The organism is Streptomyces colwelliae (genome assembly GCF_048158785.1).
Classification (GTDB): Bacteria; Actinomycetota; Actinomycetes; order Streptomycetales; family Streptomycetaceae; genus Streptomyces.
The window spans coordinates 1-16,173 of the sequence record NZ_JBLTJC010000242.1; the positions used below are offsets into that span (position 1 = coordinate 1).

A 16,173-nucleotide genomic window follows, 5' to 3' on the forward strand; every position below is an offset into this window, starting at 1 on the left:
CTGGTGTCCAACGCGGGCCGCTCGCGCCGAGGCGCTCCGGCCGCTCATGCTCAAGACGGACGCCAACCCGGAAGGGCTGCCGATCGAGGTCTTCGACGAGATCCGCAAGGGCGTGGAGACGGACCGTTCGCAGTTCTACAAAGATCTCAGTGCCCGCCATCGCCGAGTTGAGCGCGGCAACGACGCGCCGGTCGGCCTGATCGCGGGCGTCGCCGGCGTCCTCGCCGTGGCGGGCGGAGTGCTCGTGTGGTGGATGCGCCGCCGTAGGACCGCACAGGGGTAACTCCTCAGCGGCAGCACACCTGTTGGGGCCGGTACGCGCACTCCGCGTACCGGCCCCTCGGCGTGCGGCACGCGATATTCGATGGGCAACCGCGCTCACGCTCGGTAATCTTCGTTGTCTCCAACCACCCCCGGATCGCTCACGGCTGCCCGCGCTCAGCGGCCTGGGCAAGGAGGCACATGATCGACGCGTACGAGGATCCCGGGACACCCGACTGTCGGGGCGGCTGGCGGTTCCTGTGGTGGCTGGTGCTGCGGCAGCCGGGGCGGGCGGTGTCCGGGGCGCTGCTGTCGAGCGTGTGGATGGTGCTGATGGCGGCGGCGCCGTATCTGATGTCCAAGGCGGTCGACGACGGGCTGGTGCCGGGCGACATGGGCGCGCTGGCCTGGTGGACCGGGGTGCTGTTCGTGGTCGGCGCGGTCAACTCGTGGCTGAGCATCATGCGCCACCGCACGATGACCCGGGTCCGGATCGACGCCAACTTCCGTACGGTCAAGCTGATCGTCGGCCAGACGGTCCGGCTCGGCGCCGTGCTCTCGCGCCGGGCGCAGGCCGGTGAGGTGATCACGACCGGCGTCGGCGACGTGTGGACGATCGCCCAGTCCCTGACCGTCATCGGCCCCGGCTTCGGCGCCCTCGTCGTCTACGGCGTGGTCGCCGGCGTGCTGCTGTCGATCTCGGCGCCGCTGGCCGCCGTCGTACTGCTGGGTGTGCCGGTGATCGCGTTGCTCGCGGGGCCGTTGACGCTGCGCCTACAGAGCGTGGAGACGGAGTACCGGGAGCGGCAGAGCGTGCTGACCGCGCGCATCGGCGACCTCGCGGGCGGCCTGCGCGTCCTCAACGGCCTTGGCGGCAAAGGGCTGTTCGCGGACGCGTTCCGCCAGGACTCGCAGCGGCTGCGCGTGCAGGGGTACCGGGTGGGCGCGGTGGCGAGCTGGGTGCAGGCGATCGGGGTCGGGCTGCCGACGCTGTTCCTCGCCGTCGTGACCTGGCTCGCCGCCCGGCTGGCGGCCCAAGGACAGCTCAGCATCGGCGAGTTGGTCGCGGTGTACGGCTATGTCGCGGTGCTGATCGGCCCGGTGGCGTTCTTCGTGCAGATGGTCTACGAGTTGAGCCGGGGCGTGGTGGCCGCGCGGCGGGTCGTAGAGCTGCTGCGGCTCGAACCCGCGCCGGACAACGGGGAGTTGGCGGCGCCCGCCGAGCCGGCCGTCCTGCACGATCCCGACTCGGGGGTGCGGGTGCTGCCGGGGCGGCTGACCGCGCTGGTCGGGGCGCGGCCCGCCGACGCGCTGGCCGTGGTCGACCGGCTCGGGCGGTACGCGCCGTCCGTGGCGACCTGGGGCGGGGTGCGGCTCGACGCGATTCCGCTGGAGCAGGTGCGGGCGCGGATCCTGGTCGCCGACAACGAGGCCGACCTGTTCGCCGGACCGCTGACGGAGGTCGTGTCCGGGCGCACGGAGCGGTCGGCGGAGGCGGTGGCGAAGGCCGTGCGCGCGTCCGCCGCCGACGACATCGTGCAGGGGTTGCCGGAGGGGCTTGACTCGGCGGTGGCCGCGCAGGGGCGCAGTCTCTCCGGGGGACAGCGTCAACGGGTGCGGCTGGTACGGGCGTTGCTCGCCGAGCCCGAGGTGCTGCTCGCGGTGGAGCCGACCTCGGCGCTCGACGCGCACACGGAGGCGGCGGTCGCGCGGCGGCTGCACGCGGAGCGCACGGGCCGTACGACGGTGGTGACCACGACGTCCCCGCTGGTCCTCGACCACGCGGACACCGTGCACTACCTGGTCGACGGCAAGGTCGCGGCCAGCGGCGCCCACCGGCGGCTGCTGGCGGAGGAACCCGGCTACCGCGCACTGGTGGCCCGGGACGCGGACGCGGAGGAGGTCGTACGGTGACGCAGTCCTCACTGGCGAAGAAGGGGACACAGTCCTCGCTGGCCAAGGGTCAACTGCCCGTCGCGGGACGGGCGGACGTGCGGCGGGCCGCGCTGCGCCTGGTGCGGGTCGACCGGCGGGCGTTCGCCGTCGTGCTCGTCGTGAACGCGCTGGCCGCCGGGGCCGGGCTCGTCGGGCCGTGGCTGCTCGGGCGGATCGTGGACGAGGTGCGGGCCGGGGCCGGGGTGGGGGTCGTGGACCGGCTGGCCCTCGTCATCGTGGCGTGTGCGCTGGCCCAGTTGCTGCTGGCGCGCTGGGCGCGGTACGTGGGATACCGGTTCGGTGAGCGCACGCTGGCCCGGGTGCGGGAGGACTTCGTCGACCGGGCGCTGGCGCTGCCCGCCTCGGTGGTGGAGCGGGCCGGGACGGGCGATCTGACCGCGCGCGGTACGGCGGACGTGGCGATCGTGGGCACGACCCTGCGGGACATCGGACCCGAACTACTGGTCTGCTCGGTGCAGGCGCTGTTCGTGATGGGCGCGGTGTTCGCGCTCGACCCGCTGCTCGGCCTGTTCGGGGTGGTGGGTCTGACGCCGATCTGGTTCGCGCTGCGCTGGTATCTGCGGCGGGCCCGGGACGGCTATCTCGCGGAGGGCGCGGCCAATTCGGAGGTCGCCGAGATCCTCACGGCGACCGTGGCCGGGGCGCGCACGGTGGAGGCGTTCCGGCTCCAGGAGCGACGGGTCACCGCGAGCCGGGACACCTTGCGAACGGCACTGGGGAGCCGCCTGTACACGCTGTTCCTGCGGACGGTGTTCTTCCCGGCGGTCGAGGTGTCGTACACGATCCCGGTGGCGGGTGTGCTGTTCGTCGGCGGCTGGCTGCACGGGCGCGGGGAGGTGGGCCTGGGCACGGTGGTGGCGGCGGCGCTGTATCTGCGGCAGTTCACCGACCCGCTGGACGAGATCCTGATGCGGATCGAGCAACTCCAGAGCAGCGGCGCCTCGTTCGCCCGCGTGGAGGGGCTCGCCCGGGCACCCCGCGCGGAGGACGACGGCGACGCCCCGGCTCCGGCGGACGACCGGATCGACGTGACGGGCGTGCGGTACGCCTACGAGCGCGGCGGCGAGGTGCTGCACGGCGTCGACCTGACCGTACGGCCGGGTGAACGGCTCGCGGTGGTCGGCCCGTCCGGCGCCGGCAAGACCACGCTGAGCCGGCTGCTGGCGGGCGTCGACGCGCCGACCGAGGGCACGGTGACGGTGGGCGGGGTACCGGTCCACGGCCTCTCACCGGAGACGCTGCGCCGCCAGGTGGTGCTGGTCACCCAGGAGCACCACGTGTTCCTGGGCTCGGTCCGCGACAACCTCCTGATCGCCGAACCGGCCGCCACGGACGAGGAGTTGTGGGCCGCGCTGAACGCGGTGGGCGCCGAGGAGTGGGTGCGGGACCTGCCCGACGGGCTCAACACCCGGCTCGGCCCCCGCGGTTCGGCCACGGACGGCTCGCAGGCCCAGCAACTCGCGCTGGCCCGCGTGGTGTTGGCCGACCCGCACACGCTGATCCTGGACGAGGCGACGGCCCTGCTGGATCCGGCCACCGCCCGCCACACCGAGCGCGCCCTGGCCGCCGTACTGGAGGGCCGTACCGTCATCGCCATCGCCCACCGCCTGCACACCGCCCACGACGCGGACCGGGTCGCGGTGATGGAACACGGCCTGCTGACCGAACTGGGGCCACATGAGGAGCTGGTGGCGGCGGGGGGCGCCTATGCGGCGCTGTGGAACTCGTGGCACGGGGACGGCGGGGACGGGCGGGCGTCGGGTGGCTGACGCCGGGCGGTTTTCGCCCCCGCCCCTGGGTGACCTGGGGCAAGCAGGGGCGAAGCTCGCCAAGTAGTGAACCGGTCAGGTCGCCTGAGCGGGTCGGTTGAATAGGTCACCATCTGTCCTATATGGCCCCTAGCCTGCGGGTTGTGCAGAAACACGAGGACGGCGTCGAGATCCTTGTCCCCGCGAGCCCGGCCGAGCTGGAGGCGTGGCTCGAAGAGCATCACGGGGAGAAGGCCGCGCTCTGGGTGAAGATCGCCAAGAAGCACACCGGTATCCCGTCGCTCACCTGGGAAGAGATGGTCGACACGGTGCTCTGCTTTGGCTGGATCGACGGTCAGCGGCGAGGCTTCGACGACTCGTACTTTCTCCAGCGCACGACACCCCGCCGCCCCCGCTCCGCCTGGTCGCGGGTGAACGTCGACAAGGCCGAGGCCCTGATCGCGGCAGGCCGGATGCGCCCCCGCGGCCTGGCCGAGGTCGAGGCGGCGCGGGCGGACGGCCGCTGGGAGACGGCATACGCCTCACAGAAGAACGCCACCGCACCACCGGATCTCATCGAAGCCCTCGACGCGAACCCCGCGGCGCGGGTGTTCTACGACACGCTCGGCAAGTCCGACCAGTTCGCCCTGTACCTCGGTCTGGTCACCGCCCGTACCGAGAAGACGCGGCTGGCCCGCTTGGAGCGGATGGTGGCGTCGATGGCAAGGTCCGAGCGGCCATCATGATCGACCGCTCGGTCAACGCGCAGACTCCCGCGCAAAGAGTTCGTGATTCAACAGCCCGAACTCTTCGGGAACTTCACCTAAGCCCAATCACCCCGAAAGGCGATAAGGAAACATGATGACCAATTCCAGCGATTTCCCCAAGCCCACCATTGTTCCGGTCAACGGCGTGGAACTCGAAGTCTTCGAAGCAGGACGAGAAAACAGGGGAAAGCCCATCGTGCTCTGCCACGGCTGGCCTGAGCACGCGTACTCCTGGCGTCATCTGATGCCCGTCCTCGCCGAAGCCGGCTACCACGTCATCGCACCGAACCAGCGGGGTTACGGCAACTCATCCCGCCCGGCCGAAGTGACCGACTACGACATCGAGCACCTGTCGGGCGACCTCGTCGCGCTCCTCGACCACTACGGATACGAAGACGCCACCTTCGTCGGCCATGACTGGGGTGCGTTCGTCGTCTGGGGACTGACCCTGCTGCACCCCGACCGTGTGAACAAGGTGATCAACCTGTCCTTGCCTTACCAGGTGCGCGGTGAGACGCCGTGGATCGAGGTCATGGAACAGTTCCTCGGCGGCGACTTCTACTTCGTCCACTTCAATCGACAGCCGGGCGTTGCGGACGCCGTGTTCGATGCGAACACAAGCCGGTTCCTCCGCAACCTCTACCGGAAGAACGTTCCCCCGGCGCCCCCTGAGCCGGGCATGGCGTTTATCAACCTCGCCCTGGCGGAAGCACCGCTCGGTGAGCCTGTCATGAGCGACAGCGACCTGGCCGTCTACATCTCCGGGTTCGAGACGTCGGGATTCACGGGCGGCATCAACTGGTACCGGAACCTCGACCGCAACTGGCACCAGCTGGCGGACGCGGACCCGATCATCCAGCAGCCCGCCCTCATGATCTACGGCGACCGGGACCCCTTCGGCCCGAGGTCCGAAACCCTGACAGAGTTCGTGCCCAACGTGGAAGTCGTCGGCCTGGACTGCGGGCACTGGATCCAGGAGGAAATGCCTGAGGAAACAAACCAGCTGATTACCAAATGGCTGGAACAGCAGGATGCCACCGTCTGAGTGGTCGATTTCTGGACTCTTGCCGTTGGTGCCTGCGGTCAGCCGGTCAATGAGCTTCTTCGAGTTGGTCACCGACCGGGTGATGAGCCGTGAAGCGCAACGAGCGAGGCCTCCGGGCTGTTGATCGAGATGTCTGACGTCTCAACCACGTTGTTCGGGGGCCTCGTTGGTCATCCGTCCTGCCGCACTCGACCTGCCGCATGCACTCGTGGAGTGGGTCACCATGCCGATCGTCACCCGTGAGGGCGACCGGCGCCGCAAGCTCCGCCCGTCCCAGCGCGCGACGGTGGCACTGGTGCACCTGCGCGAACACACCACTCTCGCCAAGATCGCCGCCGGGTTCGGGATCAGCGAGTCCACCGCCCACGCCTGCACCAGCGCGGTCATCCACCTGCTCGCCGAACGTGCACCGGGCCTGCTGAAGACGCTGCGCGAGCACGAACCGGACTTCGTCCTGCTCGACGGCACCCTCGCCGAGCGCGACCGGATCGGCGACGGCCGGGCCGACCACTCCCACAAACACCGACGCCACGGTGCGAACGCGCAGGCAGTCACCGATCCGGGCGGCCAGCTGCTATGGCTCTCGCCCGCCTTGCCGGGCCGCACCCACGACCTGACTCCCGATGCAGCCCCAACCGCATGACGTCAATCGCCAAAGCCATCCTCACCCTGGAGAGGCAACGCTGAAGAAGCTCACTCGACCCCGCATCCCTTGGCCGTGGTCGCGCCCCTCACCGCTTCCGCTTCCTTGGCATGGGTTGGGCACCGGCCACCCTTGACGGTCAGCTCGGGGCAGCCCGGGACAGAGCACGGGGGGGCTCGCAGCGTGGATCATCTCGCGCCGGCCCCGAACTCCGCAGCGGTCTTCAGCCCGTGGCAGCCGTGGCACAGCATGTGCACGTTGCCGTCCGTGTCCGTCCCGCCCGCGGCAAGGGGCCGCACACGGTCCACGTCCACCCCGGTCACCGGGAAGTCGCCCAGACACCAGGCACACCAGGCGGCCCCCTTGCGCTCGACGGTTCGGCGGAGTCGCGCGGCAGCGTCGTGGTGCCCGTAGGCAGCGCAGTTGAGTCAGTGGGCTTGGTCGTCCTCGCCGGCTCGGCCGATCCGGACGTGGTGGGGAGACCGCACGGGCTCACAACCCGCTTCGGTGGCCCGGAAAATTTCCGTTCACGGTCAAAGAATCATCAACTGGCAGTCCGCATAACGGACATGAACATCCGGACAACGAACGAATTCCGGCCAAGTTCATGACGCGCTCCTGACAGAAAGCGCGGGCTGCTGCCACTCTTCCCACTGGCGCTTCACAGCAACCCCACAGTTTCACCCCTGTGATCCCTGTGATCTCCCCTGGTCGCGCGATCCGCGGCCGTCCTGAAGGAGTCAGTGTTGAGAAGCAATTCCTCTCTCAGACGCACCTCCCACATAGTCGCCGTAGCCGGCGTCACCGCTCTGCTCGCCGCAGCCGTCCAGGCCGGCGCGACCTCCTCCGCCGCACCGGCCAACCCCCTTGCGAGCAAGGGCAATCCGGCGCACACGGCCCTCTCGCTCTCCCCCTCGCAGCGTGCCGAGCTGCTCCGCGACGCCGCGTCGGCGCGGACCTCGACGGCCAAGGACATCGGCCTCGGCGCCAAGGAGGCGCTCGTCGTCCGTGACGTCATCAAGGACGCCGACGGCGCGGTCCACACCCGCTACGAGCGCACCTACGGCGGACTCCCGGTCCTCGGCGGAGACTTGGTCGTCGACACCGCCAAGTCCGGCGCGACCACGCACGTCGTCAAGGCGACCAACGCCGCCATCAACGTCGCCGACCTCACCCCGGACGTGACGACGGCGGCGGCCGAGAAGCAGGCGGTCTCCCGCGCCAAGGCCCTCGGCTCCACCAAGTCGGCCGCCGACTCGGCCCGCAAGGTGATCTGGGCGGCGAGCGGCAAGCCGGTCCTCGCCTACGAGACGGTCGTCGGCGGCTTCCAGGACGACGGCACCCCGAACCAGCTGCACGTCATCACCGACGCGGCCACCGGCAAGAAGCTCTACGAGTACCAGGGCATCGAGAACGCCACCGGCGTGGGCAACACCCAGTACAGCGGCCAGGTTTCGCTGACCACGACCCAGTCGGGCACGTCGTACAACCTGACCGATGCCGACCGCGGCGGCCACAAGACGTACAACCTGAACCACGGGACGTCCGGCACCGGCACCCTGTTCTCCCAGACCAGCAACACCTGGGGCAACAGCACCACGTCGAACGCGGCGACAGCCGGCGCCGACGCGCACTACGGCGCGGCGGAGACCTGGGACTTCTACAAGAACACCTTCGGCCGCAGCGGCATCAAGAACAACGGCGTCGGCGCCTACTCCCGCGTGCACTACGGGAATTCGTACGTCAACGCGTTCTGGGACGACGGCTGCTTCTGCATGACGTACGGCGACGGTTCCGGCAACGCGGACCCGCTGACGGCCATCGACGTGGCCGGCCACGAGATGAGTCACGGCGTCACCTCCAACACCGCCGGGCTCAACTACTCGGGTGAATCAGGCGGGTTGAACGAGGCGACCTCCGACATCTTCGGCACCGGTGTCGAGTTCTACGCCAACAACTCGACCGACGTGGGCGATTACCTCATCGGCGAGAAGATCGACATCAACGGCGACGGCACGCCGCTGCGTTACATGGACAAGCCGAGCAAGGACGGCGGCTCCGCGGACAGTTGGTACTCGGGGGTCGGCAACCTCGACGTGCACTACTCCTCGGGCATCGCCAACCACTTCTTCTACCTGCTGAGCGAGGGCAGCGGCGCCAAGGTCATCAACGGCGTCAGCTACAACTCGCCCACCTCGGACGGACTTCCGGTCACCGGCATCGGCCGGGACAAGGCGCTACAGATCTGGTACCGCGCGCTCACCACGAAGTTCACGTCCACCACCAACTACGCGGCGGCCCGCACCGGGACGCTCGCGGCGGCCGGTGAGCTGTACGGCACGACGGGCGCCGAGTACAAGGCGGTGCAGGACGCGTGGGCGGCCGTGGCGGTCGGTGCGCGCTCCGGTGGCGGCGGCGGTGGCGGCACGTCGTTCGAGAACACGGCCGACGTGTCGATTCCGGACAACGGAGCGGCCGTCACATCCTCGGTCACCGTGTCCGGGCGGACGGGCAACGCCCCGACGAACCTCTCGGTCACGGTCGACATCACGCACACCTGGCGCGGTGACCTGGTGATCGACCTGGTGGCTCCGGACGGGTCGGCGTACCGCCTGAAGAACTCCAGCTCGTCCGACTCCGCGGACAACGTGCAGGCCACCTACACAGTCAACGCGTCCTCCGAAGTCGCCAACGGCGTCTGGAAGTTGAAGGTCCAGGACGTGGCGGCACAGGACACCGGCTACATCAACAGCTGGAAGCTTACGTTCCCGTAAAAACCAGTCGTCCACTTCACGCCGCACAAACAAGACGCCGCCTCGGGGTTTCAACTCCGGGGCGGCGCCCTGTTGTGGGCGTTTACATTGCCGCAACGTTCACCGGACAGTCGATTTTCGGCCAACATCACTTGAGGGTCCTGACATGTACGCGCCCCTGGTGCCACTCTTCCCTCACGCCGCTTCAGCACAGCCAATTCACAATCGCTCCGGTCGGTAACCCCACGCCGTCCGGACTCCCCCACCGAGGAGCTTGCGTGACCCCCCTCTACGCGCGTCACAAGCGCACCACCCTGGCCATCGCCACCGCGGTCGCCGCAGGAGCCCTGCTCGCCACCGGTGTGTCCACCGGCGCCTCCGCCCAGCCCGCCGCGGCCAAGCCGGCCCCCCTCGCCGCGGCCCCGCAGCTGCTCTCCAACTCCGCGCGCACCGCGCTGGTCCAGGAGAAGCAGGCCGCCGCGCCCGAGACCGCCCAGCAGATAGGCCTCGGCACCAAGGAGAAGCTGGTCGTCAAGGACGTCGTCAAGGACGTCAACGGCACGGTCCACACCCGCTACGAGCGCACCTACGCCGGCCTCCCGGTCCTCGGTGGCGACCTGGTCGTCCACACCGCGCCGTCGGGCAGGACCGAGGGTGTCACCAAGGCGCACTCGGCGACCATCAAGGTCGCCACGGTCACGCCGAAGATCTCCACCGCCAAGGCCGAGAAGCAGGCGCTGACCATCGCCCAGGCCGCCGGCTCCGACAAGACCGCCGCCGACGGTGCCCTCAAGGTCATCTGGGCCGGCGGCGCCACCCCCGTCCTCGCCTACGAGACGATCGTCGGCGGCTTCCAGGACGACGGCACCCCGAACCAGCTGCACGTCATCACCGACGCGGCCACCGGCAAGAAGCTCTTCGAGTACCAGGGCATCGAGAACGCCACCGGCACCGGCAAGACCCTGTACTCGGGCACCGTCAGCCTCGACACGACCCTGTCGGGCACGACGTACAGCCTGACCGACGCCGGGCGCGGCAGCCACAAGACGTACAACCTGAAGCACGGGACGTCCGGCACCGGCACCCTGTTCACCAACACCACCAACACCTGGGGCACCGGCGCCGCCTCCAGCTCCACCACCGACGTGACCGCCGCCGCGGACGCCGCCTACGGCGCCCAGGAGACGTGGGACTTCTACAAGAACACCTTCGGCCGCAGCGGCATCAAGAACAACGGTGTCGGCGCCTACTCCCGTGTGCACTACGGCAGTTCGTACGTGAACGCGTTCTGGGACGACAGCTGCTTCTGCATGACGTACGGCGACGGCTCGGGCAACACCCACCCGCTGACCTCGCTGGACGTGGCCGGCCACGAGATGAGCCACGGCGTCACCGCCAACACCGCGGGCCTGAACTACTCGGGCGAGTCCGGCGGCCTGAACGAGGCGACCTCCGACATCTTCGGCACGGGCGTCGAGTTCTACGCGGCGAACTCCTCCGACGTCGGCGACTACCTCATCGGCGAGAAGATCAACATCAACGGCGACGGCACCCCGCTGCGCTACATGGACCAGCCCAGCAAGGACGGCGGCTCCGCCAACTACTGGTCCTCCTCGGTCGGCAACCTCGACGTGCACTACTCGTCGGGCGTGGCGAACCACTTCTTCTACCTCCTGTCCGAGGGCAGCGGCGCGAAGACGATCAACGGGGTGGCCTACAACTCCCCGACGTCCAACGGCTCCACGGTCACCGGCATCGGCCGCGCCAAGGCGCTTCAGATCTGGTACAAGGCGCTGACGACGTACTTCACGTCGACCACCAAGTACGCGGGCGCCCGCACCGGCACCCTGAGCGCGGCGGCCGCCCTGTACGGCTCCGGCTCCACCGAGTACAACGCGGTGGCGGCGGCCTGGTCGGCGGTCAACGTCAGCTGACACCGGCCGAGTTGACAGCCAAGCGGTAAGGGCGGTACCCGGAGCGAAGGCAATTCCGGGTACCGCCCTACTCTTGGGTTCCATGTCCTTCACGTACGACGACGTCGGCGCGACCCGCGAACGCGGCTTCTGCCCCCCGGGCTTCCATCCCCTGTATGTTCGCACGCGGATCGGCGAGGGCGAGAAGGTCTTCCGCCGGGCCGCCGAAGCGGTCCTGACCTGGGAACTGCACCGCGAGATGGGCGTAGGCATCGAGGCGAGCGCCGAAAAAGCGGCCCCCGGCGTAGACGTAACGGTTACTCTCGCCGGCCTCATCAAGGCCCCCTGCCGCATCGTCTGGACGGTCGAGGAACACCGCAGGTCCGGCTGGGCCTACGGCACCCTCCCCGGCCACCCTGAATGCGGCGAGGAAGCCTTCATCGTCGACCGCACAGGCGACGGCACGGTCTGGCTGACGGTCTCGGCCTTCAGCCGAGGCGCGAAGTGGTACGCCCGCCTGGGCGGCCCGGCAACACGAGGCTTGCAACACGCGTACGCCCGAAAGATCGGCAACACACTGCGCCAGATGTGCGCGCCGTATTCGGAGGTGTAGAGGGGGGTGCTCACCCGCGCCCCATAGGGGCGCGGGGAACTGCGCGACCAGCCACAACGGACCCGCAGACGAAGAACTACCGCATCAACACCCCAGCGCCCTCCACCCCGTCCTCCAAAGGCACCGCCACCAACCCCAACTCCGCCCCGGACGCCAGCAGTCGATGCGCGGGCAGAATCCGGACCGTATACCCATAGGGCCCGGTCCGATCAAGGGCAAGCGGCCCCTCGTACAACCAGTGCCCCTCCGCATCCGAACCCGCCGGCTTCAAGGGGACCGTCACCGCATCCCCGATCCGGTCCTCCGGGTCCACGCGCCCCGACACCACCTGCACTTCCACGTCATCCGGAGCAAGCCCGGCCAGCCCCACCCGCACCCGGAGATTCAGCGTCGTACCGAGTTCCGCAGTGGCCGTAGCCGCAGACGTCTCCACGTGATCGACGGTCACCCCGTGCCAAGCGGAGCGCACCCGCCCCTTCCACGCGGCGAGTTCGCGCGCCGCGTCCGGGGTCATCGTGCGGTGGGCGTGCGCGGCCGGGGCGTACAGCCGCTCCACGTACTCGCGGACCATGCGCCCCGCCAGGACCTTCGGGCCGAGCAACGTCAGCGTCTGGCGGACCATCTGGATCCAGCGGTCGGGCAGACCGTCCTGGCCGCGCTCGTAGAAGCGCGGGGTGACGCGTTGCTCCAGGAGGTCGTAGAGCGCCGCGGCCTCCACGTCGTCCCGGTGGTCGGGGTCCGTGCCGGTGCCGTCCGCCGTGGGGATGGCCCAGCCGAAGTCGGGCTGGAACCATTCGTCCCACCAGCCGTCCAGCACCGAGAGGTTGAGGCAGCCGTTCAGGGCGGCCTTCATGCCGCTCGTGCCGCACGCCTCCAGCGGGCGGAGCGGGTTGTTGAGCCAGATGTCGCAGCCGGGGTACAGCTTCTGCGCCATCGCCATGCCGTAGTCCGGGAGGAAGACGATGCGGTGGCGGACGCGCGGGTCGTCCGCGAACTTCACCAGCTCCTGCACCAGCCGCTTGCCGCCGTCGTCCGCCGGGTGCGCCTTGCCCGCCACCACGATCTGGATCGGGTGGTCGGGGTGCAGGAGGAGGTCCATCAGCCGGTCGCGGTCGCGCAGCATCAACGTCAGGCGCTTGTACGACGGGACGCGGCGCGCGAATCCGATGGTGAGGACGTCGGGGTCGAGCACGCCGTCGATCCAGCCCAACTCGGCCGATCCGGCGCCGCGTTGACGCCAGGACGCGCGGAGCCGTTCCCGTACCTCCACGACCAGCTGCTCGCGCAGATCGCGGCGCAGCTCCCAGATGTCCTGGTCCGGGATCTCCGCGACCGCGTCCCAGCGGTCGGACCCGCCCACCGTCAGCGCGTCCTCGGTGCGCTGGGCGCCGATCTGCCGCGCGCCCAGCCGGAACACCTCGGGGGCCACCCAGGTCGGCGCGTGCACCCCGTTGGTCACGGAGGTGATCGGCACCTCCTCGGCATCGAATCCCGGCCACAGCCCCGAGAACATCTCGCGGCTGACCTGACCGTGCAACAGGGAGACGCCATTGGCCCGTTGACCCAGCCGCAGGCCCATCACGGCCATGTTGAACAGGTTGGGTTCGCCGCCCGGGTAGGTCTCCATGCCGAGGCTCAGGATGTGCTGGACGTCCATGCGCGGGAGTTCGGCCTCCGGCCCGAAGTGCCTGGCCACCAACTCCCGGTCGAAACGGTCGATTCCGGCCGGTACGGGCGTGTGCGTGGTGAACACCGTGCCGGCCCGCACCGCCTCCAGACCCGCGGCGAAGTCCAGCCCCGCGTCGCAGAGTTCGGCGATCCGCTCCAGGCCGAGGAAGCCCGCGTGCCCCTCGTTCGTGTGGAACACCTCGGGCTCGGGGTGACCGGTGAGGCGACAGTACGTCCGTACCGCCCGCACACCCCCTATGCCGAGCAACATCTCCTGGAGCAGCCGGTGTTCGCTGCCGCCGCCGTAGAGGACATCGGTCACGCTGCGTTCGCCGAGGTCGTTCTCCTCGACGTCGGAGTCGAGCATCAGCAGCGGTACCCGGCCGACCTGCGCGAGCCAGATCCGGGCGCGCAGCGAACGGCCGCCGGGCAGCGCCAGGGAGACCTGGGCCGGGGAACCGTCCTCCTCCCGCAGCAGCGCGACCGGGAGTTCGTTGGGGTCGAGGACGGGATAGTGCTCCTGCTGCCAGCCGTCCCGGGACAGCGACTGGCGGAAGTAGCCGTGCCGGTACAGGAGTCCGACGCCGATCAGCGGTACGCCGAGGTCACTGGCCGATTTGAGATGGTCGCCGGCGAGGATGCCGAGGCCGCCGGAGTACTGCGGCAGGGCGGCCGTGACACCGAACTCGGGTGAGAAGTAGGCGACGGCGGCGGGCAGTTCACCGCCCTGGGCCTGATACCAGCGGTCACCGCCCACATAGTCGGCGAGGTCGCCCGCGACCTCCGTGAGCCGGCGCAGGAAGTGGTGGTCCTCGGCCAGCTCCGCGAGCCGCTCGGCGGACACGCTGCCGAGGAGTCGTACGGGATCGTGTTCCGAGGCGGCCCAGTGCTCGGGGTCGACGGACTGGAAGAGATCGCGGGTGTCGGCGTGCCAGGACCAGCGCAGATTACGCGCCAGATCACTGAGAGGTCGGAGGGGTTCGGGGAGAACGGGACGGACGGTGAATCGACGGATCGCCTTCACAGCTCCACCTCGGCGCTTCGCTGGATGACACACGGCTATGTGTGTCGTCGTGTGTGATGACGGTACCGGCGATGGTGTCGCCCTCGCTGGGGGCTTTGCCCCCAGACCCCCGTCGGCCTGAACGGCCTCGTCCTCAAACGCCGGACGGGCTGGATTTTGCCGACCCGGGCTGGAGAGGAACCGGCCTGCGCTGAAGAAGTTGAACCGGCATGTACTGAAAAGACGCCCTCATGCGCCCTTGTGGTGCTTCGCACCTCACGAGAGGCTGCCCCGTGGAGAGTTGAAGGAGGGGAACTCGACATGGCACGGACGCGCACGCGGCGTCTGCGCCGGGCGGGGGGACTGACCGCGGTCACCACAGTCGTGGTGCTTTCGGCCATCACCCTGCCCGCGCAAGCCGCACCGGAGGGGACCATACTCGGCGCCGGTGAACCCGGTTCCGTCAGCGGTAGCTACCTGGTGACGTTGAAAGGGGGGACAGCGGCTCCGTCGGCGGCCGGCAAGGGCCTCGCCGAGAAGTACGGGGCGAGAATAAGCCACACCTACGGCACGGCCCTCAACGGCTATGCCATCGAGGCGAACGAGAGACAGGCGAGACTCCTCGCGGCGGACCCGCGGGTCGCCTCGGTCGCCCAGGACACCCGCGTCACAGTGGACCGCGTCCAGCGCAACCCGCCGTCCTGGGGCCTGGACCGTCTCGACCAGCCGGGCCTGCCACTGAACAAGAGCTACACCTCGCCGGCGTCCGGGGGCAGCGGCGTGACGGTGTACGTGATCGACACCGGCATCCGCATCACCCACAAGGACTTCGGCGGCCGGGCGAGCTACGGCTGGGACTTCGCCGACAACGACACCACCGCCCAGGACGGCAACGGCCACGGCACCCATGTCGCCGGCACGATCGCCGGCACCACGTACGGCGTCGCCAAGAAGGCCAAGGTCGTCGGCGTACGGGTGCTGGACAACGCGGGAGCCGGTACGACCTCGCAGGTCATCGCGGGCATCGACTGGGTCACCCGGCACGCGCACAAACCCGCGGTCGCCAATCTCAGCCTGGGCGGCTACCGCAACGCCCAGCTCGACGCGGCCGTACGCAACTCGATCGCCTCCGGTGTCACGTACACGGTCGCGGCGGGCAACGACGGGCTGCCGGCCGGCCTGTACTCCCCCGCCGACGTCAAGCAGGCCGTCACGGTCGGCGCCACCGACAAGAACGACGCCCGGGCGGCCTTCTCGAACTACGGCCCGTCCGTCGACCTGTTCGCCCCGGGCGTCTCGATCACGTCCGCGTCGTACGCGAGCGACACCGGGAAGGCGACCTTCTCCGGTACGTCGATGGCGTCACCGCACGCGGCCGGCGCGGCGGCCGTCTATCTCGCCGGTCACCCGCGCGCCACCCCCGCACAGGTCTCCGCGGCACTCGTCGCGGGGGCGGTTTCCGGCAAGGTGTCCGGCGAGGGACCCGGTTCGCCGGACAAACTCCTGCAAGTACCGCGGTCGTAGTGCGAGAGTGTCGAGACCGGCCCTGTTCGCCCAGGACGGGGCCGGATCTTTCTGTGGAGATCTGCGCGTAAGTAGTTAGCAACCTGCCGGATTGCTAACCCGAATAGGGTGGGAAGGCTCCACCGGTATGCCCCCAGACGCACCACGGGATCTCCTTCGCAGGACCCACCTCCCCACATCCATCCGCCCACACCCACGTTGACGCGGACAGGAGCGGTCATGCCCGCCACGCACCACTCGTCAGCACCCCCGACATCCGGCACGGCCACGCCCCCCGTG

General features: G+C 69.5%; 10 protein-coding genes and 2 pseudogenes. 10 read left to right on the forward strand and 2 right to left on the reverse strand.

Annotation, left to right across the window (positions count from 1 at the left end):
• The 6 genes and pseudogenes from ACNFOC_RS56100 to ACNFOC_RS36295 form a co-directional block, all read left to right on the forward strand.
• A pseudogene (locus ACNFOC_RS56100) lies at positions 1-151 on the forward strand (alpha/beta fold hydrolase); the annotation flags it as partial.
• Between the two features lie 311 nt (positions 152-462).
• On the forward strand, positions 463-2,175 hold the full coding sequence (locus ACNFOC_RS36275; RefSeq protein ID WP_416963281.1) for an ABC transporter ATP-binding protein: 1,713 nt from the start codon (positions 463-465) through the stop codon (positions 2,173-2,175).
• 38 nt (positions 2,176-2,213) lie between these two features.
• Positions 2,214-3,986, forward strand: coding sequence for an ABC transporter ATP-binding protein (locus ACNFOC_RS36280; protein WP_416963289.1), 1,773 nt, complete (start codon positions 2,214-2,216; stop codon positions 3,984-3,986).
• Positions 3,987-4,129: 143 nt separating this feature from the next.
• Positions 4,130-4,711, forward strand: coding sequence for a YdeI/OmpD-associated family protein (locus tag ACNFOC_RS36285; protein ID WP_416963282.1), 582 nt, complete (start codon positions 4,130-4,132; stop codon positions 4,709-4,711).
• A gap of 115 nt (positions 4,712-4,826) precedes the next feature.
• The gene (locus ACNFOC_RS36290) at positions 4,827-5,777 is read left to right on the forward strand and encodes an alpha/beta fold hydrolase (RefSeq protein WP_416963283.1); all 951 of its coding nucleotides are present in this window, start codon (positions 4,827-4,829) and stop codon (positions 5,775-5,777) included.
• A 166-nt stretch (positions 5,778-5,943) separates the two neighbouring features.
• A pseudogene (locus tag ACNFOC_RS36295) lies at positions 5,944-6,396 on the forward strand (helix-turn-helix domain-containing protein); the annotation flags it as partial.
• 212 nt (positions 6,397-6,608) lie between these two features.
• On the opposite strand, the gene ACNFOC_RS36300 reads toward ACNFOC_RS36295, so the two are convergent.
• The gene (locus tag ACNFOC_RS36300; protein ID WP_416963290.1) at positions 6,609-6,758 is read right to left on the reverse strand and encodes an HNH endonuclease; all 150 of its coding nucleotides are present in this window, start codon (positions 6,756-6,758) and stop codon (positions 6,609-6,611) included.
• 408 nt (positions 6,759-7,166) lie between these two features.
• Here ACNFOC_RS36300 and ACNFOC_RS36305 point away from each other — a divergent pair, with 408 nt between their 5' ends.
• The 3 genes from ACNFOC_RS36305 (at position 7,167) to ACNFOC_RS36315 (ending at position 11,699) form a co-directional block, all read left to right on the forward strand.
• Positions 7,167-9,194: a M4 family metallopeptidase gene (locus ACNFOC_RS36305; RefSeq protein WP_416963284.1), complete on the forward strand. Its 2,028-nt coding sequence runs from the start codon at positions 7,167-7,169 to the stop codon at positions 9,192-9,194.
• 257 nt (positions 9,195-9,451) lie between these two features.
• Positions 9,452-11,107: a M4 family metallopeptidase gene (locus ACNFOC_RS36310; protein ID WP_416963285.1), complete on the forward strand. Its 1,656-nt coding sequence runs from the start codon at positions 9,452-9,454 to the stop codon at positions 11,105-11,107.
• An 82-nt stretch (positions 11,108-11,189) separates the two neighbouring features.
• Positions 11,190-11,699: a DUF1990 domain-containing protein gene (locus ACNFOC_RS36315; RefSeq protein WP_416963286.1), complete on the forward strand. Its 510-nt coding sequence runs from the start codon at positions 11,190-11,192 to the stop codon at positions 11,697-11,699.
• 76 nt (positions 11,700-11,775) lie between these two features.
• On the opposite strand, the gene ACNFOC_RS36320 is transcribed toward ACNFOC_RS36315, so the two are convergent.
• A complete protein-coding gene (locus ACNFOC_RS36320; RefSeq protein ID WP_416963287.1) occupies positions 11,776-14,391 on the reverse strand; it encodes a glycosyltransferase family 1 protein in 2,616 nt (871 codons plus the stop codon).
• Between the two features lie 300 nt (positions 14,392-14,691).
• On the opposite strand from ACNFOC_RS36320, the gene ACNFOC_RS36325 reads away from it, so the two are divergent.
• Complete coding sequence (locus ACNFOC_RS36325) at positions 14,692-15,894, forward strand: S8 family peptidase (RefSeq protein ID WP_416963288.1); 1,203 nt, start codon at positions 14,692-14,694, stop codon at positions 15,892-15,894.
• Positions 15,895-16,173 lie beyond the last annotated feature (279 nt).